The sequence below is a fragment of the Pseudomonas fluorescens genome, from assembly GCF_902498065.1.
Taxonomy (GTDB): Bacteria; Pseudomonadota; Gammaproteobacteria; order Pseudomonadales; family Pseudomonadaceae; genus Aquipseudomonas; species Aquipseudomonas fluorescens_BJ.
In genome coordinates this window covers 378,577-403,047 of the sequence record NZ_CABVIR010000002.1, presented here as the reverse complement: position 1 = coordinate 403,047, position 24,471 = coordinate 378,577, and the positions used below count along the sequence as shown (strand labels likewise).

Here is a 24,471-nt window from a genome sequence, read left to right as displayed (position 1 = left end):
GAAACGAACGCAGCAGTTTTCAGGCTTTTTTCAACCAGTAGCGGTAAACGCCCGCTTCATCTTCTTCACGAAGCAGCGTATGACCGGCCAAACGGGCAAAGGTGCGAAAGTCGCGCTGCGAGCCCGCATCGGTGGCGATCACCTTGAGCACCGCGCCGCTGGCCATCCGATTGAGTTCCAGCTTGGCCTTGAGCAACGGCAACGGACAATTCAGGCCGCTGGCGTCCAGTTCGGCGTCATGGGCTACAGCGTCGGTCATTGCGTTACTCCTGGTCGGGTGTTCGAGCGGCTTAGAATATCTGGTCCGAAGCGTACTGTCCGGCTACAGTAAGGTCTTTGTCGACTAAGGCTTTGTGCATGACTTTTTTGCGCCCTACCCTGCTGACGCTCGCTTGCCTGCTCGCCTCACCGGGCTTCGCCGACGATCTGCCGTCACTCGGCGACGCCAGTTCTGCCATTGTCTCGCCACAACAGGAACACCAGTTGGGCCGCGCCTGGCTGGCGCTGTTGCGCAGCCAGGTTTCCCAGCTCAATGATCCGCAGCTCAAGGATTACGTCGAATCCAGCGTTTATCGGCTGGTGGAAACCAGCCAGGTCAACGACCGTCGCCTGGAGTTCATCCTGATCAACAGCCCGCAACTCAACGCCTTTGCGGCGCCGGGCGGGATTGTCGGGGTCAACGGCGGGTTGTTCCTTAATGCCCAGACCGAGGGCGAATACGCTTCGGTACTCGCTCACGAACTGGCTCACTTGTCGCAGCGCCACTTTGCCCGGGGCGTTGAAGCGCAACAGCGCATGCAGGTACCGATGATGGCAGCGCTGCTGGCCGGGATCGTGATTGCCGCTGCCGGTGCCGGTGATGCCGGGATCGCGGCCATTGCAGGCACGCAGGCAGCAGCGATTCAGGAACAACGACGTTTCTCGCGCCAGAATGAGCAGGAGGCCGACCGCATCGGCATCCTCAACCTGGAAAAAGCCGGTTACGACCCCCGCTCGATGCCGACCATGTTCGAACGGTTGGCGCGTCAATATCGCTTCGACGCCAAGCCACCGGAGTTCCTGCTGACTCACCCGGTGACCGAATCGCGGATCGCCGACACCCGCAACCGCGCCGAGCAGGCCAAACAGGGCGGAATCGAAGACACCATGCGTTATCAGCTGATTCGCGCGCGAGTCCAGCTGATTTACGAAGAAACCCCAGGCTTGGGCGCCAAGCGCTTCCGCGCACAGCTGGATGAAAACCCAAAAAACGACGTTGCGCGTTATGGGTTGGCGATCGCCCAGATCAAGGGTGGCCAACTGAACGAAGCGCGGGAAAATCTCAAGTTGCTGCTGGCCAAGTCGCCAAACGAGATCATCTACAACCTGGCGCAGATCGATCTGGATATCACCAACAATCGCCTGCCGGACGCTCAAACCCGGGTGGACCGGATGTTGACTCAGTATCCGGGCAACTACCCGCTGAATCAGGTGCGCGTCGATTTGCTGCTCAAGCAAAACCGGGCGCCCGAAGCGGAAAAAGCGCTGGAGAGTTTGCTCAAAAGCCGTCCCGATGATCCTGATGTCTGGTACATGGTGGCGGAAACCCGTGGTCTGTCAGGCAATATCATCGGTTTGCATCAGGCGCGCGCCGAGTACTTTGCGCTGGTTGGCGACTACCGCCAGGCCATTCAGCAACTGGACTTCGCCAAGCGCAAAGCCGGGACCAACTTCCCGCTGTCGTCGCGTATCGACGCCCGCCAACGGGAGCTGATGGAGCAAGAGCGCATGATCAAGGACATGATGGGCTGACGCCTTTCAACAGGCACAAAAAAACCGCCTCTTTCGAGGCGGTTTTTTATTCAGCCGACAACCGGTTTATTCAGCCAGTTTAAAGGTGATGAAGCTGGCGCGATTTTGACGCAGAACCCGCATCGACACCGAGCGGTTCTTCGGCAGCGCCTTGGCGATATCGGTGAACTCCTTGGTGGAGCCAATCGCCTGATTGTTCAGGTGAGTGATGACATCACCTGGCTGCAAGCCGATCAGAGAAGCAGGACCCTCCTGGACTTCCTTGATCACCACACCCCCTTTGAGGTCGTAGGTTTTCTTCTGCTCGTCGGTCAGCTCGGCCACCGAAACACCCAGGCGATTGCTGCTGCGCTCAGTGGTTGATTTCGGCAGGGCATCCAGCTCCTTACCTTCTTCAGGGATGGCGCCGACCGTCAACTCGACATTCTGACGCTTGCCTTCACGAATCACTTCAAGATTGGCCTTGGCGCCAGCCTTCAGTGCGCCGACCAGATGCGGCAGATCTGCAGACATGACGATCGGTTGACCGTTCATGCTCAGGATCACGTCACCCACTTGCAGGCCACCCTTGGCAGCCGGACCGTCATCCTGGATCTGGGCCACCAGCGCACCGGCCGGCTTTTCAAGACCGAACGACTCGGCCAGATCCTTGTTCACTTCCTGAATGACGACACCCAACCAGCCACGGCTGACTTTGCCGCCGCTTTTCAGCTGGTTGGAAACGTCCATGGCCACGTCGATCGGGATTGCGAACGACACGCCCATGAAACCGCCGGAACGGGTGTAGATCTGAGAGTTGATCCCCACTACCTCACCCGCCAGGTTGAACAGCGGACCACCGGAGTTACCCGGGTTGATCGGCACGTCGGTCTGGATGAACGGCACATAGTTTTCGTTTGGCAGACTGCGGCCGATGGCGCTGACGATGCCTTGTGTCACGGTGTGGTCGAAACCGAATGGCGAGCCGATGGCCACAACCCACTGGCCTGCTTTCAGGTCCTGGGATTTGCCCAGTTTCAGGACTGGCAGGTCCTTGCCTTCGATTTTCAGCAGCGCCACGTCGGAGCGTGGATCGGTGCCGACCAGTTTGGCTTTCAGCTCACTGCGGTCAGCGAGACGAACGAGAATTTCGTCGGCATCGGCAATCACGTGGTTGTTGGTCAGGATGTAGCCGTCAGACGAGATGATGAAACCCGACCCCAAGGATTGGGCCTCACGCTGACGATCGCCGCGAGGTGTACGCGGTTGTGGCGGCATGCCGCGTTCGAAAAACTCGCGCAACATCGGCGGCAAGCCCTCGAGGTCGGGCATCTGCTCGCTCACTTTTCGATCCGGCAGTTTCTGCGTGGTACTGATGTTCACCACCGCGGGCGAGGCCTGCTCGACCAGCTGTGTGAAGTCAGGCAATTCGGCCGCTTGCACAGCGACCGCCTGACCGAGCACCAGCACGGTGGCAAATATGGAGAGGTAAGACTTCAAGCGTGGTATCGACATACGGCTCCCGTTACGACGAGCATGGTTAAGCGATATGGAGCAAGGAACACCGGGAACAATACGCCGGTATTTTTGTTCCGGGAACAACAAACAAGGCCAGAGCCGAGGGGCTCTGACCTATAAAAAATTTCGGGGATATTTGCAAATAGAAATGCTCACCAAACATTTCGATATAGCTCACTACTGGGTTGCAGTGGCATCGGTGCGCATGGACAGCGCGATCCGTTCAGCAGTGCCTACCGGGATTTCACCGACCACGGTGACCATCATCTCGCCTTGAGGGGTCGTCACACGCCGGGATACAGCCACGGTTGGGCCCAACTGAGTACGAGTATCGGTGACGGTAGCGCCATTCAGCGGTTCCAGAAACACCGAGAAACGGGCCAAACCATCGTCATACATCAGGCTGCTGACTTGGGTTTTGGTTTCGGGATCCTTGCGCGAGGTACTGCTTGTCAGCTCGAAGCCGGCAGGCAACCAGTCCGTATGCCAGTTTTGGGCAGCCTTGACCGCTGACGCCTTGTCGCTGTCGAGGGTGACGGCTTTGCAATCCGGGCCCGCCTGCAACTCGTCGTCGGAGGGCACGTCGGAAGTATCCAGCTGCGTAAACTGGAATCGCTCCAGCAACTGCCCTTTCTCATTCAGGAGCAATGATTTGAGAGGCAGGCCGGTTTCTTTATCCAGATGCAATTCAAAACCGTAGCGATGTTGATCGCGAGGCGTCAGGCTAACAATGACCGCCGCACGTCCGGCCACACGCGACTTGCCGATGACGGCAAGTTCGTACCAATTCTTGAGCTTTTGTGGATCAAGTGCACGAGCTGCGGAGCTGGGGGAATCCCCAAGCCCTGCAATCAGAGTGCCGCTGACGCATTGAGTATGTCCATCAATGCGCACGACTTCCTGAGCCGACCCGTCGAGCTGGAGCAACCGCTCGCGGACCTTGCCATCCTGGACGCGGTGCCAGATGTTGTGGGTAGAAAAACTACCGTTACGCTCGTAGACGAAAGTACCGTGAAAGCTTTGCTGTTGCTCGGCCTGACCAAGACGGGTCAACCAGTCTTGTGCCTCATCGGCGTGGGCTGGAACGATGAACCAGCCACCGAGCAGAAGCGAAAGTAGAGGTATGGCGCGCATGATCCTCCTTAACGGTTTTCCAGGCTTGCTGCACGAGCGTAAGGCAGAGCGCTTTCAGTACCTTTCAGTGCAGCCTGTTGAGCATGTTGGCGCAAGTAGCTTGGCAGACGCTGATCGTGCCAGCCTGGCTGACCTTGCAAAACGCCATTGGCCATAGGACCGGTGGCTTCCGAACTTTCATTGTAGCCTGCCAATACAGCTGGGCCCTTGACCTGAGGAACGGCCAGACCCGGTTGACTGGATTGCTGAGCCAGTTCGACACCCGCGATCTCGTCCTGATTGTACAGACGAACACCTGCCAATACGGCAACGGTGACCGACGCAGCTACAGCCAGTCGACCCAGGCTGCGCCATGGACCACGGGAGACTTTCGCCGGCACGGCTTCGTCAGCCAGCGCAGCAGAAACTGCCGCAGCGATGTCCAGACGTGGAAGCAGCAGATCCTTGTGCATCACTGCCCGAGCGATTTGATAACGAGCCCATGTATCACGGGTTTCTACATCGTCGAAGGCATTCAATACCCGACGCAATTCCAGTTCGTCCGCTTCGTTATCCATCACTGCGGACAGCGATTCCTGCAGGGCTTCACGACTCATGGCGTTCCTCTCTTGGCTGTCGCCGCTGTCTCAGTTTTCCTGCAACAACGGCTGCAGGGCTTTATCGATGGCCTCCCGAGCGCGGAAAATCCGGGAGCGCACGGTACCCACCGGACACTGCATGACTGCCGCAATGTCCTCGTAACTCAGACCATCGAATTCACGTAAAGTTAAAGCCGTACGCAAATCTTCTGGCAGTTGCTGAATGGTTCGATGGACGGTGCCTTCGATCTCATCCCGCAGCAATGCGCGTTCAGGCGACTCGAGATCCTTGAGGCCATGATCGCCATCGTAGAACTCGGCATCTTCAGAACTGACATCGCTATCCGGCGGCCGACGGCCGCGTGAAACCAGATAATTTTTCGCCGTGTTGATGGCGATGCGGTAAAGCCACGTGTAAAACGCGCTGTCTCCGCGAAAATTTCCAAGCGCACGGTATGCCTTGATAAAGGCTTCTTGTGCCACATCCTGGGCTTCATGGGTGTCGTGCACGAAACGCACGATCAACCCGAGAATTTTGTGCTGGTATTTCAGCACTAGCAGATCGAAAGCTCGCTTGTCGCCGCGCTGAACGCGTTCGACGAGCTGCTGATCCTCTTCCTGGGTTAGCATGAACTCTCCTCGATAAGCTCGGAGGAAGCTTGCATAACTAAACGACCAGACTTGCAAACATAGACTCGGGCTTTTCGCAAAAGTTCTCCCCCTCCAAGCAAGTTTCCTGCGGGCTCTGATTTGGCACGCACGAAAAGCGCAGCTCGGGAAAACCCGGCTGCGCGAATAATCTTGTCATCGGATTCGCCGGCAAGGATCAAACCGCAATCCTGCATTGAAGCCGACACTGTCCCTTGATTCAGGCAACGGTCTATTGATCTTGGGCCTTTGGCAAAAGTTCCAAATATTTATAGCTGTGCCAGACCGACATTGTGCAACCGTGAATGGAAAAAGACTGTTAAATCGACGATACAGTCCTCTTGTCGCCGAACCGGTGAAAAAATCATCCGACGAAGCGTCAAGTCTTTTCCGTCACAGTAGTTTCACAATGCCATGTGACCTCGGCTATTGTGCCGCTCCCCCCCTCTATATACTAGTGCGCTGTGTGGCTGCCTCGACTCGCCGTTCCAGAGTCATGCGCCAACCCCGACCCGGGTCGCTTTGAGCGGAATCCTGAAATGAGCCAACAGTTTCAACACGATGTTCTGGTGATTGGCAGCGGTGCTGCCGGTTTGAGCCTTGCGCTGACCTTGCCCGATCATTTGCGTATCGCCGTACTGAGCAAAGGCGACCTCGCCAACGGCTCGACATTCTGGGCCCAGGGCGGTGTCGCTGCCGTTCTGGACGACACCGATACAGTTGAGTCCCACGTCGATGACACCCTCAACGCTGGTGGCGGCCTGTGCCACGAAGACGCCGTGCGCTTCACCGTCGAGCACAGCAAAGAAGCCATCCAATGGCTGATCGATCAAGGCGTGCCGTTCACCCGCGATGAACAATCCGGCACCGAAGACGGTGGTTTCGAGTTTCACCTGACCCGTGAAGGCGGTCACAGCCATCGGCGCATCATTCACGCCGCCGATGCCACCGGCGCAGCGATTTTCAGAACCCTGCTCGACAAAGCCAGACAACGGCCCAACATCGAGTTGCTGGAACAACGGGTCGCCGTCGATCTGATCACCGAGAAGCGCCTGGGTCTTGAAGGCGACCGCTGCCTCGGCGCCTACGTGCTCAACCGCGGCACTGGAGAAGTCGACACCTACGGCGCACGTTTCGTGATCCTCGCGTCCGGCGGTGCCGCCAAGGTCTACCTCTATACCAGCAACCCCGACGGCGCCTGCGGTGATGGCATCGCCATGGCCTGGCGTTCGGGTTGCCGGGTGGCGAACCTGGAATTCAACCAGTTTCACCCGACGTGCCTGTATCACCCTCAAGCCAAGAGTTTCCTGATCACCGAAGCCCTGCGCGGCGAAGGTGCACACCTGAAACTGCCCAATGGCGAACGCTTCATGCAACGTTTCGACCCGCGCGCCGAACTGGCGCCACGGGATATTGTTGCCCGGGCCATCGACCACGAAATGAAGCGCCTCGGTGTCGATTGCGTTTATCTGGACATCAGTCACAAGCCGGAAGCGTTCATCAAGACGCACTTCCCGACGGTGTACGAGCGCTGCCTGGAGTTTTCCATCGACATCACCAAGCAACCGATTCCAGTGGTTCCCGCAGCGCACTACACCTGCGGCGGCGTGATGGTAGATCAGCAAGGCCGCACCGACGTGCCGGGGCTGTATGCCATTGGCGAAACCAGTTTCACCGGCCTGCATGGTGCCAACCGCATGGCCAGCAACTCGTTGCTTGAGTGTTTCGTTTACGCGCGCTCCGCGGCAGCGGACATTCTGGAGCAACTGCCGCAAGTTTCGATTCCGATCGCCCTGCCCGTCTGGGATGCCAGCCAGGTCACCGACTCGGACGAAGACGTGATCATTGCGCACAACTGGGATGAACTGCGGCGATTCATGTGGGATTACGTCGGCATCGTGCGCACCAACAAACGCCTGCAACGAGCACAGCATCGCGTGCGGCTGTTGCTCGACGAAATCGACGAGTTCTACAGCAACTACAAGGTCAGCCGGGATTTGATCGAGCTGCGTAACCTGGCCCAAGTGGCAGAACTGATGATCCAGTCAGCCATGGAACGCAAGGAAAGTCGCGGCCTGCATTACACCCTCGACTACCCGAACCTGCTGCCGGTGGCGCTGGACACTATTCTGGTGCCGCCCACCTACGCCGACTGAACGCGAGCCGAACCCGCAGGCGTCGGTGCACATCCGCCGCCTGCGAATCCCGGGGCACGCAGATCGCCCGAACCCGACGCTCGCCCTGCAGGCGAAAACGCAGGACCACGACCAGCGGCAGTGCCAGGCTGTCCGGCCGTAGCTGAACCGCCTGCCAACCCGCCGCCTGATTCCACAACTGCCAGCCATCCGCATCGCGACGCAAGCCGCGAAACGCCTGTGGGTGTGTCAGCAAAATCTGTCGCGGCAGTGCCCAAACACCATGAGCGACGCACAGCACAACGCCGAGCAGACTGGCCCAGACCGGCATAGAGAGAAGAAACAACGCACCCAGCGCGAACAGCTGGGCCAACAGATACGCCGCCAGCAACTGCCGTGAGGCATGCCAGCGGCATTCGAACGCATTACTTGGGCTGGACACGATCCAGGATCATGCGAACCATGCGCTGCAGCTCAGGGTCTTCCGATTCGGCGCGTTCCATGAACCAGCCGAACATGTCCTGATCTTCGCATTCGAGCAGCTTGCGGTAGCAATCACGGTCGACATCATTGAGGTGCGGGTAGACCTCTTTCACGAACGGCACCAGCAACACGTCAAGTTCAAGCATGCCGCGGCGGCTGTGCCAGTAGAGGCGATTCAGTTCTACATCTTCGACCATGGAGCGCTCCTCAAATAGGCGGCAAGTATACAGCCCCCGACATCATCGAACAGTCGGCTTTGGTCGGGCAGTGCCGAACTTTTGTGAACTACCCATTTCATGGGCGCCCCCTTATGATGTCCCCCAGACTCTTTTAACCTGCGATGTCCCATGGCCGATTCTGCTTTTTTCTGCACCCTGTCTCACGAAGGCGTTCTCGCGGTCCGCGGCGCTGATGCCGGCAAATTCTTGCAAGGCCAGTTGACCTGCAACCTCAATTACCTGAGCGACACCCAGGCCAGCCTCGGCGCGCGCTGCACCCAGAAGGGCCGGATGCAATCGAGCTTCCGCATTCTGCTGCAAGGTGATGGCGTGCTCATGGCCATGGCCACCGAGCTGCTGGAGCCGCAACTGGCGGATCTGAAAAAGTACGCCGTGTTCTCCAAGTCGAAATTGACCGATGAAAGCGCTGCCTGGGTCCGGTTCGGCGTTGACCATGGCGATGCCGCACTCGGCAGCCTGGGACTTGCGTTGCCGGCAGACACCGACAGCGTTGCGCGCCATGACCAACTGATCGCTATCCGCGTTTCGCCGGACCGTGCCGAACTCTGGGTCAGCGCCGATCAGGCCGATGTCGTCAAGGGCCAGCTGTCTGCCCTGCTGGCCGAAGGCGACCTCAATCAATGGCTGCTGGGCCAGATCCGCGCAGGGATCGGCCAGGTCATGCCGGGCACACGCGAATTGTTCATCCCGCAGATGCTCAATCTGCAAGCCGTCGGCGGCGTGAGTTTCAAGAAAGGTTGCTACACCGGCCAGGAAATCGTTGCGCGGATGCAGTATCTGGGCAAACTCAAGCGTCGCTTGTATCGTCTGAAGCTGGACGCCGATGCATTGCCTGAGCCCGGCACACCGTTGTTTTCCCCGACACACGGCAGTTCCATCGGCGAAGTGGTGATTGCCGCACGCGCGGAGCAAAACATTGAACTCCTGGCAGTCCTGCAAGCCGAAGCTGCGGACGGTGGCGATGTCCATCTGGGCGCGCTCGAAGGGCAAGCCCTGCACCTGCTTGATCTGCCTTATGAACTGGATCGCGATCGCGAAATCCAGCGTTAACAGCAGTACCTGTTTGCAACACCCTAGAGAAAAGAAATGAGCGATTTGGCGGATAAGGTCCAACAGGATTTGGTTGAGGCCATCGATAACGATGACCTGGTTCTGCCAACGTTACCGGAAGTGGCTCTGCAGATTCGCAAGGCCGCTGAAGACCCGGAAATCAGTGTCAGCACCCTGAGTAAAGTGATTGGCCGCGATACGGCGCTGTCGGCGCGCCTGATCAAAGTGGTCAATAGCCCGCTGCTGCGTGCGACCCAGGAAGTCACTGACTTGCACACGGCAATCACGCGCCTGGGCGTCAACTACAGCAGCAACCTGGCCATCGGCCTGGTCATGGAACAGATTTTCCATGCGCGCTCTGACGTGGTGGAAAAAAAGATGCGCGATGTCTGGCGCAAAAGCCTGGAAATCGCCGGGGTCAGCTATGCGCTGTGCCGCAGTTACACGCAGCTCAAACCCGATCAGGCCGCGCTGGGCGGACTGGTACATCAGATTGGCGTACTGCCGATCCTGACCTACGCCGAGGACCACTACGAACTGTTGTCGGACTCGGTCAGCCTGAACCATGTGATCGACCAGATTCACCCGCTGCTGGGCGACAAATTGCTCCGGGTCTGGGAATTTCCGGAAATGCTGGTACAGGTGCCGGGGCTGTATCTGGACTTCAAGCGTGAGTCCGAGCGCGTCGACTATGTGGATCTGGTGCAAGTGGCCAGCTTGTATTGCCACAAGGACACCGACCATCCCATCGCCCGTATCGACCCGCTCAACGTACCGGCCTTCAAAAAGTTGGGAATCGACCCGGAGAATGAGGCGATGTGCAGGGATCTGGAAGAGTCGCGGTCGATGTTTTACTGATTGAAACCGCGCCTCCCCCATCGCGAACTGGCAGCACAGCCATCACTCCCCCGCGATAAAACTCACCCGCACCTTCAACCCCGCCTGCTCGCCATCGTGCAGGCTGATCTGTGCCAGGTGCGCGCGGCAGATCTCGCCGACAATCGCCAGCCCCAACCCCGACCCGGCCACCTGCTGGTTGCGACGATAGAAGCGCTCGAACACCCGATCACGTTCTTCAAGCGGAATCCCCGGACCATCATCCTCGACTTCCAGCACCGCTGGCGCCGAGACCCGCAGGATCACATTGCCGCCGGGCGGCGTATGGGCCAGCGCGTTGTCCACCAGATTGCTCAATAGCTCGTTCAACAGCGTCGGCTCACCGCGCAGCCACACCGGCTCGTCGGCCTCCAGCGCCAGCGCCACGCCACGGGCATGGGCCAGCGGCGCCATCGCCATGCCCAGTTCCCGGGCCAGCTGACTCAGATCGAGTAATTGCGCACCGCCCTCGGCGATTGCCCGGGCACCGTTCTCGACCCGCGCCAACGAGAGCAATTGATTGGCCAGATGGGTCAAGCGGTCCGTGCCCTGGGCCGCCGTTTCCAATGTGTTGCGCCAGGTCTCGGGCTCGGTCGAGCGCAGGCCTAGCTCAAGCCGGGCCTTGAGCGCCGCCAGTGGCGTGCGCAGTTCATGGGCGGCATCGGCGATGAATTGCGCCTGCCGCTCAAACTGCCCGCGCAGGCGTTCGGTAAAGTGATTGAGGGCGCGCACCAGCGGCCACAATTCATGCTGCACTTCCACCAACGGCAGCGGCCGCAGATCGTCGGACTGCCGCTCCTCCACCGCTGTACGCAAACGCTCCAATGGACGCAACGCTGCACTCACCGCAAACCACACCATCAGCAACGCGCCGACCGCCAGCATGCCCAGTCGCAGCAACGTGTCCGCCGCCAGGCTACGGGCCATGCTGACCCGCGCTTCATCGGTTTCCGCCACGCGGATTTCCGCCATGCCGTTCATGTTCGGCTCGCTCACAGGTTTGAGCAGACTCACCACCCGCACGTTCTGCCCCTGATACGTCGCGTTGTAGAAACGTGCGAGCGCCGGATAGTCATCGGTGCGCGGCGTGCCCGGCGGCGGTGGCGGCAGGTTTTCGTAACCGGAGATCAACTTCTGATTGATGTCATTGACCAGATAGAAAATCCGCCCTGCGCTGTCGTAGGCGAAGGTATCGAGGGCCACGTAGGGGACGTCGGCGCTCAGACTGCCATCGCGCTGGGACACCCCGGCGGCAATGGTTCGTGCCGAGGCCAGCAAGGTTCGGTCGTACGCGGTGTCGGCGGCCTCGCGCCCGTTCCAGTACGCGCTCAAACCACTGGCCAGCATCAACACCACCAACAACAACGCGAGGTTCCACAGCAACCGCCAGCGCAGGCTGCTGGGCTTATGCATCGCGGCTTTCCAGCAAATAGCCGAGACCGCGGAAGGTCACGATCGCGACCGGTTGGCCGTCGAGTTTCTTGCGCAAGCGGTGGACGTAGATTTCGATGGCGTCGGGACTGGCTTCTTCGTCCAGACCGAACACCTGGGCAGCCAGTTGCTCCTTGCTCATCACCCGACCGGGACGCGCTATCAGCGCTTCGAGCACCGCTTGTTCGCGGGAGGTCAGGGTCAGCAATTCTTCGCCAAGGGTGAAGCGCCGGGTGTCCAGATCGTAAGCCAGTACGCCGCAGGTCTGCTGGCGCTCGCCGCCAAGCACGCTGCGGCGCAGCAAGGCTTTGACCCGGGCTTCGAGTTCGGTCAGTTCGAAAGGCTTGGCCAGGTAATCGTCAGCGCCAAGGTTCAAGCCATGGACCCGGTCCTTGACATCGCTGCGCGCGGTCAACATCAGCACCGGCAAGTTCTTGCCCCGAGCCCGCAGGCGCGCCAGCACTTCGAAACCATCCATGCGCGGCAGGCCGACGTCGAGGATCGCCATCGCGTATTCCTCGCTACTCAACGCCAGGTCGGCAGCCACTCCGTCATGCAGCACATCCACGGTCAGCCCGGTGCTCTTGAGCGCCTGGGCGACACTGTCGGCGAGTTGCAGATGGTCTTCGACGAGCAGAACACGCATGGATCTTTACCTCATTCAGGGATGTTCGACGCCATTCTTTGGCGCGGAGTTTACAGCCGCATCCGCCGCTGTGAAGCCCGAAAACCGTGAAAGCCCACTGAAAGGTTAGTGAAAGGTTCGACCGTTACAGTCGGCCCACGGATGGTTTCGCCTGTAAGCCATCGACCGTGCTTTGAAATGTAGCTCCCGAAAAACGCCTTGATGCGTTTTCGCCAATAAGAACAATAACGAGGTACGTCGCCATGCTGTCCACACAGCTTCAGGTTTGTCCGCATCATCTCTTTTCTCAATTCCCATCGTTTACGTTTGTCAGCGCCGTCAACGGCTGCGCAACGCGAAACTGTCGCACCTGAAACATCCCCAAAAACAACAACTCCCGTGGAGACAACAATGAATCGATCACTGCGCCGTTTCGCCCTCGCCGCCAGCTGCATGCTGTTTGCCGGCCAACTGATGGCCGAGCCGAAACGCCCGGAATGCATCGCCCCGGCCTCGCCTGGCGGCGGTTTCGACCTGACCTGCAAACTGGCGCAAAGCGCGCTGGTCAACGAAAAGCTGCTGACCAAACCGATGCGCGTGACCTACATGCCCGGCGGTGTCGGCGCGGTGGCGTACAACGCGGTGGTCGCTCAACGCCCGGCCGATGCCGGCACGCTCGTGGCGTGGTCCAGCGGTTCGTTGCTGAACCTGGCCCAGGGCAAGTTCGGTCGCTTCGATGAAACCAACGTGCGCTGGCTGGCCGCCGTCGGCACCAGCTACGGCGCCATCGCGGTGAAAAGCGATTCGCCTTACAAAACCCTCGACGATCTCGTTCGGGCGCTGAAGAAAGATCCGAGCAAAGTGGTGATCGGTTCCGGCGGCACCGTCGGCAGCCAGGACTGGATGCAAACCGCACTGATCGCCAAGGCCGCCGGGATCAACCCGCGCGATCTGCGTTACGTCGCCCTCGAAGGCGGCGGTGAAATCGCCACCGCGCTGCTCGGCGGCCACATCCAGGTCGGCAGCACCGACATCTCCGACTCCATGCCGCACATCCAGAGCGGCGACATGCGCCTGCTGGCGGTGTTCTCCGAGAAACGCCTGGACGAGCCGGAAATGAAAGACATTCCGACCGCCAAAGAGCAAGGCTACGACATCGTCTGGCCAGTGGTTCGCGGCTTCTACCTCGGGCCAAAAGTCAGCGATGAAGACTACGCCTGGTGGAAAGACGCCTTCGACAAACTGCTGGTATCACCTGAGTTCGCCAAGCTGCGCGATCAGCGTGAACTGTTCCCGTTCGCCATGACCGGCCCGGAGCTGGACACCTACGTGAAGAAGCAGGTCGCGGACTACAAAGTGCTGGCCAAAGAGTTCGGCCTGATTCAGTGATCGCCTCTGTCTAGCGGCTGCGGCCCCCTTTCTGCGGGGCTGCGGCACAGGAGTTTCCTATGCTCTTACAACGCATTTTTGCGTCGGTGCTGTTACTGGCCTGTGTGGGTCTGGCACTGATGGCATGGCCGTACCAAGCGGCCTTTTCTTATGAACCGGTGGGTCCTCGTGCGTTTCCGCTGCTGATGCTCGGGCTGATGGGCATGGCACTGTTGTACATGGTGTTCCGTCCCGCACCGATCAAGCACAACCCTGACGAACCGCCGATGGACCGCGAAACCCTGACCAAAATCGGCATCTGCGTGGTGCTGTTGCTGGTATTCGCGGGCACTTTCGAACCACTCGGGTTCATTGCCGCGAGCATTTTGATCGGCGTCCCGATGGCGCGCCTGTACGGCGGCCGCTGGCTGCCCAGCGCGATCATCATCAGCCTGATGGCGATCGGTCTTTACCTGCTGTTCGACAAGTTGATGGACGTGCCACTGCCACTGGGCGTGCTCGACGTTCTGGAGAACTGATATGGATACTCTTGGCTATTTGGGTCAGGGTTTCGGCGTCGCGCTGAGCCCGTACAATCTGGTGACCGCCCTGTGTGGCACCTTGATCGGCACCGTTGTCGGCTTGTTGCCGGGCCTGGGCCCGATCAACGGCGTAGCGCTGTTGATCCCGATCGCATTTGCCCTTGGGCTGCCACCGGAGTCGGCGTTGATTCTGCTGGCTGCGGTGTATCTGGGTTGCGAGTACGGCGGCCGGATCAGTTCGATCCTGCTGAACATTCCGGGCGAAGCCTCCACCGTCATGACCACCCTCGACGGTTACCCGATGGCCCGCAAAGGCCTGGCCGGTGTGGCGCTGTCGCTGTCGGCGTGGAGTTCGTTCATCGGTGCGTTCATCGCCACTTGCGGCATGGTGCTGTTCGCTCCGCTGCTGGCGAAATGGGCGATTGCCTTCGGGCCGGCGGAATATTTCGTGCTGATGGTGTTCGCGATTGTCTGTCTCGGCGGCATGGCTGGTGATCGTCCATTGAAGACCTTCATCGCAGCGCTGATCGGTCTCTTTCTGTCGACGGTCGGCATCGATGCCAACAGCGGTGTCTACCGCTTCACCGGGGACAACATTCACCTGACCGACGGCATTCAGTTCGTCGTGTTGGTGCTGGGCCTGTTCTCCATCAGTGAAATTCTCCTGCTGCTGGAAAAAACCCACCACGGTCAGGAGGCAGTAAAAGCCACCGGCCGCATGATGTTCAACTTCAAGGAAGCCTCGGCGGTGTTCGTGGTGAACATTCGTTGCGGTCTGCTGGGCTTCATCATGGGCGTGTTGCCGGGTGCCGGCGCGACCCTTGCCAGCGCCGTGGCCTACATGACCGAGAAGCGCATTGCAGGTACCAAAGGCACGTTCGGCCAAGGCGACATGCGCGGCCTCGCGGCACCGGAAACCGCCATTGGCGGTGCCGCGTGCGGTGCACTGGTGCCCATGCTGACACTCGGCGTTCCAGGCTCGGGCACCACCGCGGTGATGATCGGCGCCCTGTCGTTGTACAACATCACCCCGGGTCCGCTGCTGTTCCAGCAGCAACCCGACATCGTCTGGGGCCTGATCGCCTCCCTGTTCGTCGCCAACATCATGCTGGTGATCCTCAACATCCCGATGATCCGCATCTTCACCCGTATCCTCGCCGTGCCGAACTGGGCGCTGGTTCCGGTGATCGCGATCATCACCGGGATCGGCGTCTACGCGGTGCACGCCACCACGTTCGACCTGTTCCTGATGATCGGCATTGGCATCTTCGGTTACATCCTGCGCAAGCTGGACTTCCCGTTGTCGCCGGTCTTGCTGGGTTTCATCCTCGGAGGCTTGATGGAGCAGAACCTGCGTCGCGCCCTGTCGATTTCCAACGGTGCGCTGGAGATCCTCTGGTCGAGCCCGATCACGTTCGGTTGCTGGGTACTGACGGCGATAATGCTGTTGATGCCGCTGCTGCGTATCTGGCGCAAACGTTCGGCTGCTCAGCGCGCCATTGCCGATGTCTGATCGAACACCTTTCAAAGCCTGGTGGGGTACGCCGCTGGTCGGCGCGCTGGGCGGTTACCTGGCCAGCCTTGTCGGCTGGCCGCTGCCATGGATGGTCGGCTCGTTGCTGGCGATCATCCTGGTGCGCTGTCTGACACCGTGGCAATTGGCGGAAATCCCCGGTGGCCGCAAGTGCGGCCAATGGGTTGTCGGTATCGGCATCGGCCTGCACTTCACCCCGATGGTGATGGAGCAGGTGCTGAGCCACTTCGGACTGATTTTTTTCGGTGCGTTGGTCACCAGCCTCTCGGCCATCGTCGGGGTCTGGTTGATGCGGCGCACCGGTGAGGATCGTGCCACCGCGTTCTTCTCCAGCATGCCCGGCGGCTCCGGGGAGATGGTCAACCTCGGCGCGCGCAATGGCGCGGTGCTCAGTCGCGTAGCGGCCGGGCAAAGTTTGCGGGTGCTGGTAGTGGTGTTGTGTGTGCCGGCGGCGTTCAAGTATTTGCTGGGCGACGGTGCGCCCATCGTTCATCCGACGGCCGTCAACTGGTGGTGGCTGGCCCTTCTATTCCCGGCAGGCGCGTTGGCGGCCTGGCTTTGGGAACGTCTTCGTCAACCCAATCCGTGGCTGTTCGGACCGCTGCTCGTGAGCGCGGCGGTGAGTATTGGTTGGGATTTGCATATCGGCTTGCCCCATGGCGGCAGCCAGATTGGCCAATGGCTGATTGGCAGCGGCCTGGGCTGTCACTTCAACCGGCAGTTTTTCCGGCGGGCGCCTTCGTTTATGGGGCGGACCTTGATCGGAACGGTACTGACGATGTTGATCGCCACGGCGGCAGCGCTCGGGTTGAGTGCGCTGACACATCTGGATTTGCGTTCACTGACCCTGGGCATGATGCCCGGCGGGATTGCAGAGATGAGCCTGACGGCGGAAACCCTGCAATTGTCGGTGCCGCTGGTGACAGCGATGCAAGTGATGCGGTTGTTGTTTGTATTGTTTTTGGCCGAGCCGTTGTTCAAGTATTGGAATCGCAACCCGGACTCCGTCAGATAGACCGAGGCGCCCTCATCGTCGGAACGCCTCGGTCAGCCCATCAAACCGGCGGCAACCGCCACTCGATCGGCGTCTCGCCATTCTGCTCCAAAAACTTGTTGGTCCGACTGAAGTGCCCGCACCCAAGAAAACCGCGATAAGCGGACAGCGGTGACGGATGCACCGACGTCAGCACCAGATGCTTGGTCGCGTCGATCAGCTTCTGCTTGCTCTGGGCATGGGCGCCCCACAGCATGAACACCAGATGCGGTTGCTGCTGGCTGACCACTTCAATGATCCGATCCGTGAAAAACTGCCAGCCCTTGTCCTTGTGCGCATTGGCATTGGCGCGCTCAACGGTCATGGTGGTATTGAGCATCAACACGCCCTGGTCAGCCCAGCTCTGCAGGTAACCGTGATTGGGAATGTCGATGTTCAGGTCGCGTTTCAACTCTTTATAGATGTTCACCAGCGACGGCGGCGCCGGTACGCCCGGCTGCACCGAGAAGCACAAGCCATGGGCCTGTCCTGGGCCGTGATACGGGTCCTGACCGAGGATGACGACCTTGACCTTGTCCAGCGGCGTCGAATTCAGCGCGTTGAAAATCATCGGTCCAGGAGGATAGATTTCCTTTCCCGCGGCACGCTCCTGTTGCAGGAAATGGCGCAACTCTGCCATGTAGGGCTGGTCGAACTCAGCACGCAGTGCCTCCTTCCAGCCCGGTTCGAGTTTGATACGGTCGTCAGCAGTCATGGTTACATCCGGCAAAAACAATGGGGCGAACCCTAGGAAAGCCCGGCACGCTTGTCAATTGATCAGACACGGAACCGGCACTTTCCTGCATTGCGATCATACTGAACGCTCAAATTCCCGATCGAGGTCACGATGAATCTGCACTTCGAAGAACTCACCGGCACCGACGGCGCCCGCATCGGCGTTGCCAGCCTGGATGCCGAAAAGTCCCTGAACGCCCTGTCCTTGCCGATGATCAACGCCTTGCGCGATCAATTGGACGCCTGGGCCAAGGAGCCGCAAATCGTCTGCGTATTATTACGCGGCAAAGGTGCCAAGGCCTTTTGCGCCGGCGGCGAAGTCCGCAGCCTGGTGGAAGCCTGTCGCGCGCATCCCGGTGAAGTACCGCCGCTGGCCGCGCACTTCTTCGCGGCGGAATACCGACTGGACTTCAGCCTGCACACCTACCCGAAACCGTTGATCTGCTGGGGCCATGGCTACGTACTCGGTGGCGGCATGGGCCTGCTGCAGGGCGCGAGCATCCGCATCGTCACGCCGAGCAGTCGGCTGGCGATGCCGGAAATCAGCATTGGTTTGTATCCGGATGTTGGCTCCAGTTGGTTTCTGTCGCGGTTGCCCGGGAAACTCGGTTTGTTCCTTGGCCTGACCGGTGCGCACATGAATGGTCGGGATGCGATCGATCTGGACCTCGCCGACCGTTTCCTGCTCGATGAACAACAGGAAGCGCTGATCGAAGGCCTGCTGCAATTGAACTGGCAGGAACAGACGGCCATGCAGCTCAACAGTCTGCTCAAGGCCCTGCAGCAGGAAGCACTCGCGCAGATGCCCGAAGCCCAGTGGCTGCCGCGTCGTCAGCAGATCGATGAACTGCTGGACGTCAGTGACGTGCAATGCGCGTGGAAGGCCATCAGCCAACAGCGTGATAGCACTGACCTGCTACTGAGCCGTGCTGCGCGGACGATGAGTGAAGGTTCGCCGCTGACCGCTCATCTGGTGTGGGAGCAGATCATGCGCGCCCGGCATATGTCGCTGGCTCAGGTTTTTCAGATGGAATACACCTTGAGCCTCAACTGCTGCCGTCATCCGGAATTCAGCGAAGGCGTGCGGGCGCGGTTGATCGACAAGGATCAGAAACCGCACTGGCATTGGCCAGACATCAATAATGTGCCGGATGCGGTGGTGGAAGCGCATTTTCATAAGGTTTGGGAGGGGCGGCATCCGTTGGCGGATTTGTAGAGATACTGAAAGCCGGGTATTGCCCGCGATGGCAAGCTCATAAACGCTGTCGCGGGCAAGCCATGCTAACTTAAGTTGAGCCCGTAGAATTCAACTATTTCCTTCATTGCTTCCGACGCCTTTTCTTCATCAAGAGACATTAAATGGTCCATATCTCTCATCGGGGGTAGCGGGTGTAGAAGTTCGATTAATTTGCTCGCAGCATGATCTTTAGCGGTTCTATCCTCCCCTAGCGTTCGTACAAAATTTATAGCCAGATCGCCACCAAGAAAATGATCGTAAACTCGAATCTTTGGAGACATCCCATAATTCACAACTATGACGAGATCATCCTTTTCCCGATGAAAATTCAGCTGATTTAGGGACGCACCAAAATCCGTAAAGTCGATTCCATCCACACCACCAGATGTATTTACGATCAAATCGCGTCCCTGCCCGTCATATTTGTAAATGTCATTACCCTCACCGCCAGCCAACGTGTCATTACCGGGCCCGCCCCACAGTACATCGTCTCCCGCACCGCCCGAAATCAGGTCATCCCCCTGCATGCCTCGTATCTCACCAGCACCACTCAAAGTGTCATTACCTTGACCACCTACAAGAGGGAGCTTTTTACCATCCCGAAAAGAGACAGCCTCAACCGCATTTTCGACCAAGACACCATGCTTATAAGTATCGGGAGCAGGACCCAATTGACTGTTAACTATCAGGTTATCCAAGCTAATGTGTGATCCATCTGCAAACTTCACAACTTCTATACCTGAACCAGCAAGATCACTTGCATTAGGTAATACAATACGAACCTGCTGCGCTTTATCCCAGGAAATATCAAGCGTGGAGTACAGCATCTGACCAAGCGGCGGATTGCGATAGGTGCCGCGCTTCGGGTTGGGTGCCAACTCTATATTGACCGCTTCAACCAACACTGCTCCCCAGCTTAACTTCAACTGTTCAAGAGTTACTCCATCCGGCAGTCTAACGGTATCTGTATCGATCAACCCAAACTCGGAATTCCACCCTGCGGCCCCAACCTCTGGGCGAAGATAAACGGGGCTTAACATGTCCGCAACAATGGTTTCCCCCCCAGCATGCGCACCAATTATATAAGTGTCTGGACCGTTCCCACCGTAAAGCCAATCATGCCCTGAGCCACCCATTAAATAATCCTGGCCCTCTGACCCGAGCAATGTATCATTTCCTTCCCCGCCTGAAAGAAACGCACCGGAAACTCTACCCTCATTTTCACCGTAATAGATATTGGGCGCCTCGTAGGTAACCACCAAGTCGTCGCCCATTCCTCCATGGAAAATATTACCGGCTTCCAGATTAACCCTCCCGCCTTCATTGTCACCCTGAACAATTTTATGCTTGACAGTTTCAGTCGTGACCTCCGAGCTGAACTTTTTGTAACTCACTTCATTTCCATCAAAACTTCCAGGAGGATAAACATACCAACCTTGAATAACACCTGTCGCGCTTTTATGCTCAACGATAACTTCACCAGCACTCAGAGAAAAGCCACTATAGCTTGCACCGGACGGATAGTAATGCGGCTCTTGTTTTGGTTTGTATTCCAGCCTGCCTACCACTGCGGGTCGGGACTCAGTATGGGACGATGTGCTTGAATTTCTTTCGCTGAGCACTGCTCTACCGAAAACGAGACTCATCCGTGCGGGGGTATCTGACAATGAACCTGGCTGAAAGCTCTCAACAACTAAGTGTGTTTTTTCTTGATAACTGTTTTCACTGTCAGTAATAAAGCTCTTGCTCCAGGCTCCTTGAGCATTCAGTACAAACCCCGATGCAAGTATATATGCCGAACGACGCTTTTTCAGGTTACTCAGAAACTCTTCACTCCACGACTTATCATCAGCGATTTCAAGGATAGCGTTATCGCCAGTAGCATCATTGGCAACCGTGGGCTCTACTTCTCGCGGACCTTGCACTTCCCTCATTACATCCTTGAAACTTAAAACGGCACCATCTTCAAAACGAAATATGGAGGTTTCCCATTTATTGTAGTCCCGAATCAGAATGGCGTCCCCCAACCCATTAAATAGCCGCAATACCGGACCGACATCCACAACAATGATGTCAGCTTTTAAATTATCTGAGGTAAATCCAGGTCCGAATTTTATGACGTTGTTTCCACCGGTATCGGCAATAACATCGAGTCCATCACCAATACCGAAATGAAAGATGTCATTGCCGTCTAGTCCCTCCAGATAGTCGCTGCCGGCACCTCCATAAAAAACGTTATCGCCAGAACCACCGCGAAGGTAATCCGCACCTGCGCCGCCATACAAAGTGTCGTTTCCGCCGCCACCAATCAGCGTGTCGTTTCCTGAACCGCCATCAAGATAGTCTGCACCATGTTCCGTTTCGGGCCTTAGCTCATAATCACCCAACAAGAAATCGTCATCAGCGCCGCCATAAAGTGTATCGGCGCCCAAGCCGCCCCAGAGTGTGTCGTTTCCTGCATTTCCTTGAATGTAGTCATCATTGGTTCCCCCCTCTTGCAGGCTGTGCTCATCTCCGTCCAAGGCGTCATGTCCTTCTCCCCCTATCAGCGTATCGGAGCCACCCATGCCTATAAGCGTGTCATCACCGATGCCGCCATCAAGGAAATCATTACCGTGGTAGTGAACTGGGTGGGAGAGGTAATCACCAGAGAGATTGTCGTTACCTGCACCGCCATAAAGTGAATCATCAGCACCGCCCCCCTGGAGGGTGTCGTTGCCTGCACCACCATCCAGAAAGTCACTCCCGAAATAATGGGCTGCATCACCCTCTATACCCTGCAACTCAGAGTCATCGCCCGTTAGATAATCGTTACCGACACCGCCGTACAACACGTCGCTACCACCATTACCGTGAAGCTTGTCATTGCCATCACCACCGTCCAGCAAATCGTTTCCATGGCTCCTGCTTTCGAGCCCGCCAGCGGAATCGTGGTTGTCTCCCAGCAGGAGGTCGTCATCACTGCCACCGAGAAGGGTGTCACTTCCTTGATCACCGCTCATGACATCATTCCCGGGACCACCATCGAGTAAATCGTCCCCCCCGCCGGCGGTCATAAAATCGTGACCACCCTGGCCATAAAGTATGTCATTACCACCTTCTACCGCCGTGCTAATGGAGGCATCGGATAGGCCTGGATGCCAACTGCTACTGTCCTTGCCGAAAGGGAGTTCAACGCGTTTGAAGTCCCAACTGTCCAACAAACCACCGGACATACCATCACCCGATAGATTGTCGTCGCCCGCCCCGCCAACCAGCGTATCTTCTCCGGTGCCGCCCAGTAGCATGTCTCTGGATGAACTACCGACCAGGAGATCGTCGCCAAGCCCCCCATCAAGCCAATCGCCACGACTTGCTCGTCCGCGAACGGCTCCGCCAGTCATTGCCTTTTCGATAGTGACCCGCTTATCTCCAAACAAACGATCATTTCCGGCTTTACCGAACAACCGATCGGAACCACCGAGTCCAATGAGCATGTCGTGGCTAAACGATCCGTGCAGCACGTCTGCCCGGTTGCTCTGTTTTACCTTCGGCATCACCACAACGTTGCCCAGCTCATCGTAAGAAAGCTGATCACCGGGAACATCCGGATCGGCATCTTCAGCTTTTCGGTCACCGGTGATGGTGAGATAGGGCTTCGCAAAGCTCTGGCTTACGTAGCCTGGAAGTTGGATGCCAAACATTCCCGGTGTGAAGTGTCTTATGACAATCAGGTCATTCTGGCCGTATTTGATATTGAGTGTTTTTTCAGTGGGTTCTTCGATGAGGGTTAAAGTAATGGCGCCATCTTCGGTGACCCACGTGTTGTCCAAAGGACCAAGACGTCTGGGGACAGGTATGAGGCTGCCATTTATCAGGATCTGACCATCGACGTTGAAATCTAAAATCTGATCAACCCCATCGCCATTCAAAAACTCATATCGATCGTTGCCAACTCCTCCAATCAGAATATCGCCGCCTTTACCGCCCACTAATACGTCGTCACCGAACATTCCATACAACGTATCATTCCCATCATTTCCTTTTAACAGGTCGTTGCCATGACCCCCCTCTATATAGTCATGTCCTTCGAAACCGGTGATAGTGTCATTGCCCACACCGCCGTAAAGATGGTCGATGTTTGCTCCGCCGCCGAACGACCGTCCTCCATCATCACCAAACATGACCAGAGGATTTGAAACCCCTGTAGCCATTGATACCTGTTTACCCGATGCAAGATCTGAATAGGAGAACTTCTGAGTTGTGTTTTCACCAAATGATCCGTTGGTCCTGGCTATCAATCGGCCTAACATTTCCGCCCGATCAATCAACCATTGCTCGGTGATGACGCCTTCACCAGTTTTTGAGTCATAGAGTTCAAGTCCGCGCCCTGAAAAACCGTCGTCTCTTTCTATAACTATTTCGCTGAGGTATTTTAGAGCATTCCGTATTGCCTGCCCGATAGACGTATCCTGGGCGGCTAGTACTCCCCACTCAGAAGCGCTGCCATATTCCCCAATTGTCTTTGCAACAATGCTTTGGGATTGACTCGGTGGGAGCGCCGAGAAAAATGCATGGACATTAACAGCAAAAGTTTCATCCGTGGTAGCCGCAACATTAGCGTCACCATCGTAGGTTCGTCTAAACATGTCAAAGAAGACATTCACACCGTATCTTAATATCAGATCAACCACTGATGAAATAGGCGTACCTTTAACCACATACTGGATTAACGGATTAACACTCCCACTACTAAGCGCCACATTTATTTGCTCTGGCACAACGGAAAACAAGCTCTCAAAAACATTCCCACCAAAGTTTTTGATCACCGCCTCAAGCGCCACACTGTATGAGTCTATGGCAAACAGGATATTCTTGAAATCATCGATTCTATTAACCTTTGCTTGTTCATGACTGCCTTTTATTTCCGAACCGGGATCACCTGCCGATATTAACCTCCACGTTTCATAGGGAAACTCCCCACCCAACAGGCTAAAGGCGATTGTGCCCGACCATCCTGCGTTACGGCTTGAGGCAGTATCTTCTGTACCACTTTCGTCTTCGAACAATATTTCGCCGACGGCTCTTGCATCGATGGAAGCGATTTGACTAATTAAAGGCACTGTCCACGGTGCCAAATTTTCTTTAACTGATCCGTATATCAGAGCATTTACAAAATTGACTGCCACACCATTGGATGCTTCTTGTATCAACTCAGAGCTAAACGTTTCTTTGAGCCTCAACTGTCCTTGCCGTAGTGTATAAGCTCGAATTAATGCAGAGTAAGCACCGTTTCCTCCATTCGCATCAATCGCCACATCAAGCCAGAGCTTGGCACTTTTTAAAGTGCGCTTAGTGGTATCATCAAGAATAATTTTCCCTGAAAGCTTCTCACCAACAATATCTGATAAAGCTTGATAGAAAGGCACGCAATTACTACCTTCTTTCGCTACTGCCTTATACCTCTCTTCTTCCGATCCAAATACCATCCCACTGCATATACTGACAGCTTCGAAAATTCTTTTTTTCTCTAAAACACTAAAAACATAGCTCATA

General features: G+C 57.2%; 20 protein-coding genes. 9 read left to right on the top strand and 11 right to left on the bottom strand.

Annotation, left to right across the window (positions count from 1 at the left end; translation table 11 throughout):
- Positions 1–19 precede the first annotated feature (19 nt).
- A complete protein-coding gene (locus tag F8N43_RS11110; RefSeq protein ID WP_028621876.1) occupies positions 20–259 on the bottom strand; it encodes a sulfurtransferase TusA family protein in 240 nt (79 codons plus the stop codon).
- 98 nt (positions 260–357) lie between these two features.
- Here F8N43_RS11110 and F8N43_RS11105 point away from each other — a divergent pair, with 98 nt between their 5' ends.
- Complete coding sequence (locus F8N43_RS11105) at positions 358–1,791, top strand: M48 family metalloprotease (RefSeq protein ID WP_150630899.1); 1,434 nt, start codon at positions 358–360, stop codon at positions 1,789–1,791.
- A gap of 66 nt (positions 1,792–1,857) precedes the next feature.
- Here F8N43_RS11105 and F8N43_RS11100 read toward each other — a convergent pair whose 3' ends face one another.
- The 4 genes from F8N43_RS11100 to rpoE form a co-directional block, all read right to left on the bottom strand.
- Positions 1,858–3,285, bottom strand: coding sequence for a DegQ family serine endoprotease (locus F8N43_RS11100; protein ID WP_150630900.1), 1,428 nt, complete (start codon positions 3,283–3,285; stop codon positions 1,858–1,860).
- Between the two features lie 180 nt (positions 3,286–3,465).
- Positions 3,466–4,422: a MucB/RseB C-terminal domain-containing protein gene (locus F8N43_RS11090; RefSeq protein ID WP_150636334.1), complete on the bottom strand. Its 957-nt coding sequence runs from the start codon at positions 4,420–4,422 to the stop codon at positions 3,466–3,468.
- 8 nt (positions 4,423–4,430) lie between these two features.
- Positions 4,431–5,018, bottom strand: a complete 588-nt coding sequence (locus F8N43_RS11085) for a sigma-E factor negative regulatory protein (RefSeq protein ID WP_150630903.1) — start codon at positions 5,016–5,018, stop codon at positions 4,431–4,433.
- A gap of 30 nt (positions 5,019–5,048) precedes the next feature.
- Positions 5,049–5,630, bottom strand: coding sequence for an RNA polymerase sigma factor RpoE (gene rpoE / locus F8N43_RS11080; protein WP_007944079.1), 582 nt, complete (start codon positions 5,628–5,630; stop codon positions 5,049–5,051).
- Positions 5,631–6,187: 557 nt separating this feature from the next.
- Here rpoE and nadB point away from each other — a divergent pair.
- Positions 6,188–7,804 (top strand): L-aspartate oxidase, encoded by a 1,617-nt coding sequence (nadB, locus tag F8N43_RS11075; protein WP_150630904.1) that lies wholly within the window; start codon positions 6,188–6,190, stop codon positions 7,802–7,804.
- Here nadB and F8N43_RS11070 read toward each other — a convergent pair.
- Both F8N43_RS11070 and F8N43_RS11065 read right to left on the bottom strand, forming a co-directional pair.
- Entirely contained in the window at positions 7,773–8,225 is a 453-nt protein-coding gene (locus F8N43_RS11070) for a protein YgfX (protein ID WP_150653776.1), read from the bottom strand. The genes nadB and F8N43_RS11070 overlap by 32 nt on opposite strands.
- Positions 8,209–8,463, bottom strand: a complete 255-nt coding sequence (locus tag F8N43_RS11065) for a succinate dehydrogenase assembly factor 2 (protein WP_007944081.1) — start codon at positions 8,461–8,463, stop codon at positions 8,209–8,211. The genes F8N43_RS11070 and F8N43_RS11065 overlap by 17 nt, the downstream gene beginning before the upstream one ends.
- Positions 8,464–8,613: 150 nt before the next feature.
- Between F8N43_RS11065 and F8N43_RS11060 the strand changes: the two genes are divergently transcribed.
- Together F8N43_RS11060 and F8N43_RS11055 are read left to right on the top strand one after the other, a co-directional pair.
- Positions 8,614–9,555 (top strand): YgfZ/GcvT domain-containing protein, encoded by a 942-nt coding sequence (locus tag F8N43_RS11060; RefSeq protein WP_150653775.1) that lies wholly within the window; start codon positions 8,614–8,616, stop codon positions 9,553–9,555.
- A 36-nt stretch (positions 9,556–9,591) separates the two neighbouring features.
- Positions 9,592–10,413, top strand: coding sequence for an HDOD domain-containing protein (locus tag F8N43_RS11055; protein WP_150653774.1), 822 nt, complete (start codon positions 9,592–9,594; stop codon positions 10,411–10,413).
- Positions 10,414–10,455: 42 nt separating this feature from the next.
- Here the strand turns inward: F8N43_RS11055 and F8N43_RS11050 are convergent, their stop codons facing one another.
- Together F8N43_RS11050 and F8N43_RS11045 are read right to left on the bottom strand one after the other, a co-directional pair.
- Positions 10,456–11,844 carry a sensor histidine kinase gene (locus tag F8N43_RS11050; protein ID WP_150630908.1) on the bottom strand — a complete coding sequence of 463 codons (1,389 nt, stop codon included), beginning with the start codon at positions 11,842–11,844 and terminating at the stop codon, positions 10,456–10,458.
- Positions 11,837–12,508: a response regulator gene (locus F8N43_RS11045; RefSeq protein WP_084322654.1), complete on the bottom strand. Its 672-nt coding sequence runs from the start codon at positions 12,506–12,508 to the stop codon at positions 11,837–11,839. Before F8N43_RS11045 ends, F8N43_RS11050 begins: the two co-directional genes overlap by 8 nt.
- Before the next feature lie 390 nt (positions 12,509–12,898).
- Here F8N43_RS11045 and F8N43_RS11040 point away from each other — a divergent pair, with 390 nt between their 5' ends.
- From F8N43_RS11040 to F8N43_RS11025, 4 genes are read left to right on the top strand one after another with little or no spacing between them, the layout of a single operon-like run.
- The gene (locus F8N43_RS11040) at positions 12,899–13,876 is read left to right on the top strand and encodes a Bug family tripartite tricarboxylate transporter substrate binding protein (protein ID WP_150653773.1); all 978 of its coding nucleotides are present in this window, start codon (positions 12,899–12,901) and stop codon (positions 13,874–13,876) included.
- Between the two features lie 59 nt (positions 13,877–13,935).
- A complete protein-coding gene (locus F8N43_RS11035; protein ID WP_150630910.1) occupies positions 13,936–14,394 on the top strand; it encodes a tripartite tricarboxylate transporter TctB family protein in 459 nt (152 codons plus the stop codon).
- Position 14,395: 1 nt separating this feature from the next.
- On the top strand, positions 14,396–15,910 hold the full coding sequence (locus F8N43_RS11030) for a tripartite tricarboxylate transporter permease (protein WP_150653772.1): 1,515 nt from the start codon (positions 14,396–14,398) through the stop codon (positions 15,908–15,910).
- On the top strand, positions 15,903–16,946 hold the full coding sequence (locus F8N43_RS11025; RefSeq protein ID WP_150653771.1) for an AbrB family transcriptional regulator: 1,044 nt from the start codon (positions 15,903–15,905) through the stop codon (positions 16,944–16,946). Before F8N43_RS11030 ends, F8N43_RS11025 begins: the two co-directional genes overlap by 8 nt.
- A gap of 40 nt (positions 16,947–16,986) precedes the next feature.
- Here the strand turns inward: F8N43_RS11025 and ung are convergent, their stop codons facing one another.
- Positions 16,987–17,679 carry a uracil-DNA glycosylase gene (gene ung, locus F8N43_RS11020; protein ID WP_150653770.1) on the bottom strand — a complete coding sequence of 231 codons (693 nt, stop codon included), beginning with the start codon at positions 17,677–17,679 and terminating at the stop codon, positions 16,987–16,989.
- A 132-nt stretch (positions 17,680–17,811) separates the two neighbouring features.
- On the opposite strand from ung, the gene F8N43_RS11015 reads away from it, so the two are divergent.
- On the top strand, positions 17,812–18,915 hold the full coding sequence (locus F8N43_RS11015; RefSeq protein ID WP_150653769.1) for an enoyl-CoA hydratase/isomerase family protein: 1,104 nt from the start codon (positions 17,812–17,814) through the stop codon (positions 18,913–18,915).
- Positions 18,916–18,980: 65 nt separating this feature from the next.
- Here F8N43_RS11015 and F8N43_RS29700 read toward each other — a convergent pair whose 3' ends face one another.
- The gene (locus F8N43_RS29700; RefSeq protein ID WP_150653768.1) at positions 18,981–24,470 is read right to left on the bottom strand and encodes a calcium-binding protein; all 5,490 of its coding nucleotides are present in this window, start codon (positions 24,468–24,470) and stop codon (positions 18,981–18,983) included.
- Position 24,471 lies beyond the last annotated feature (1 nt).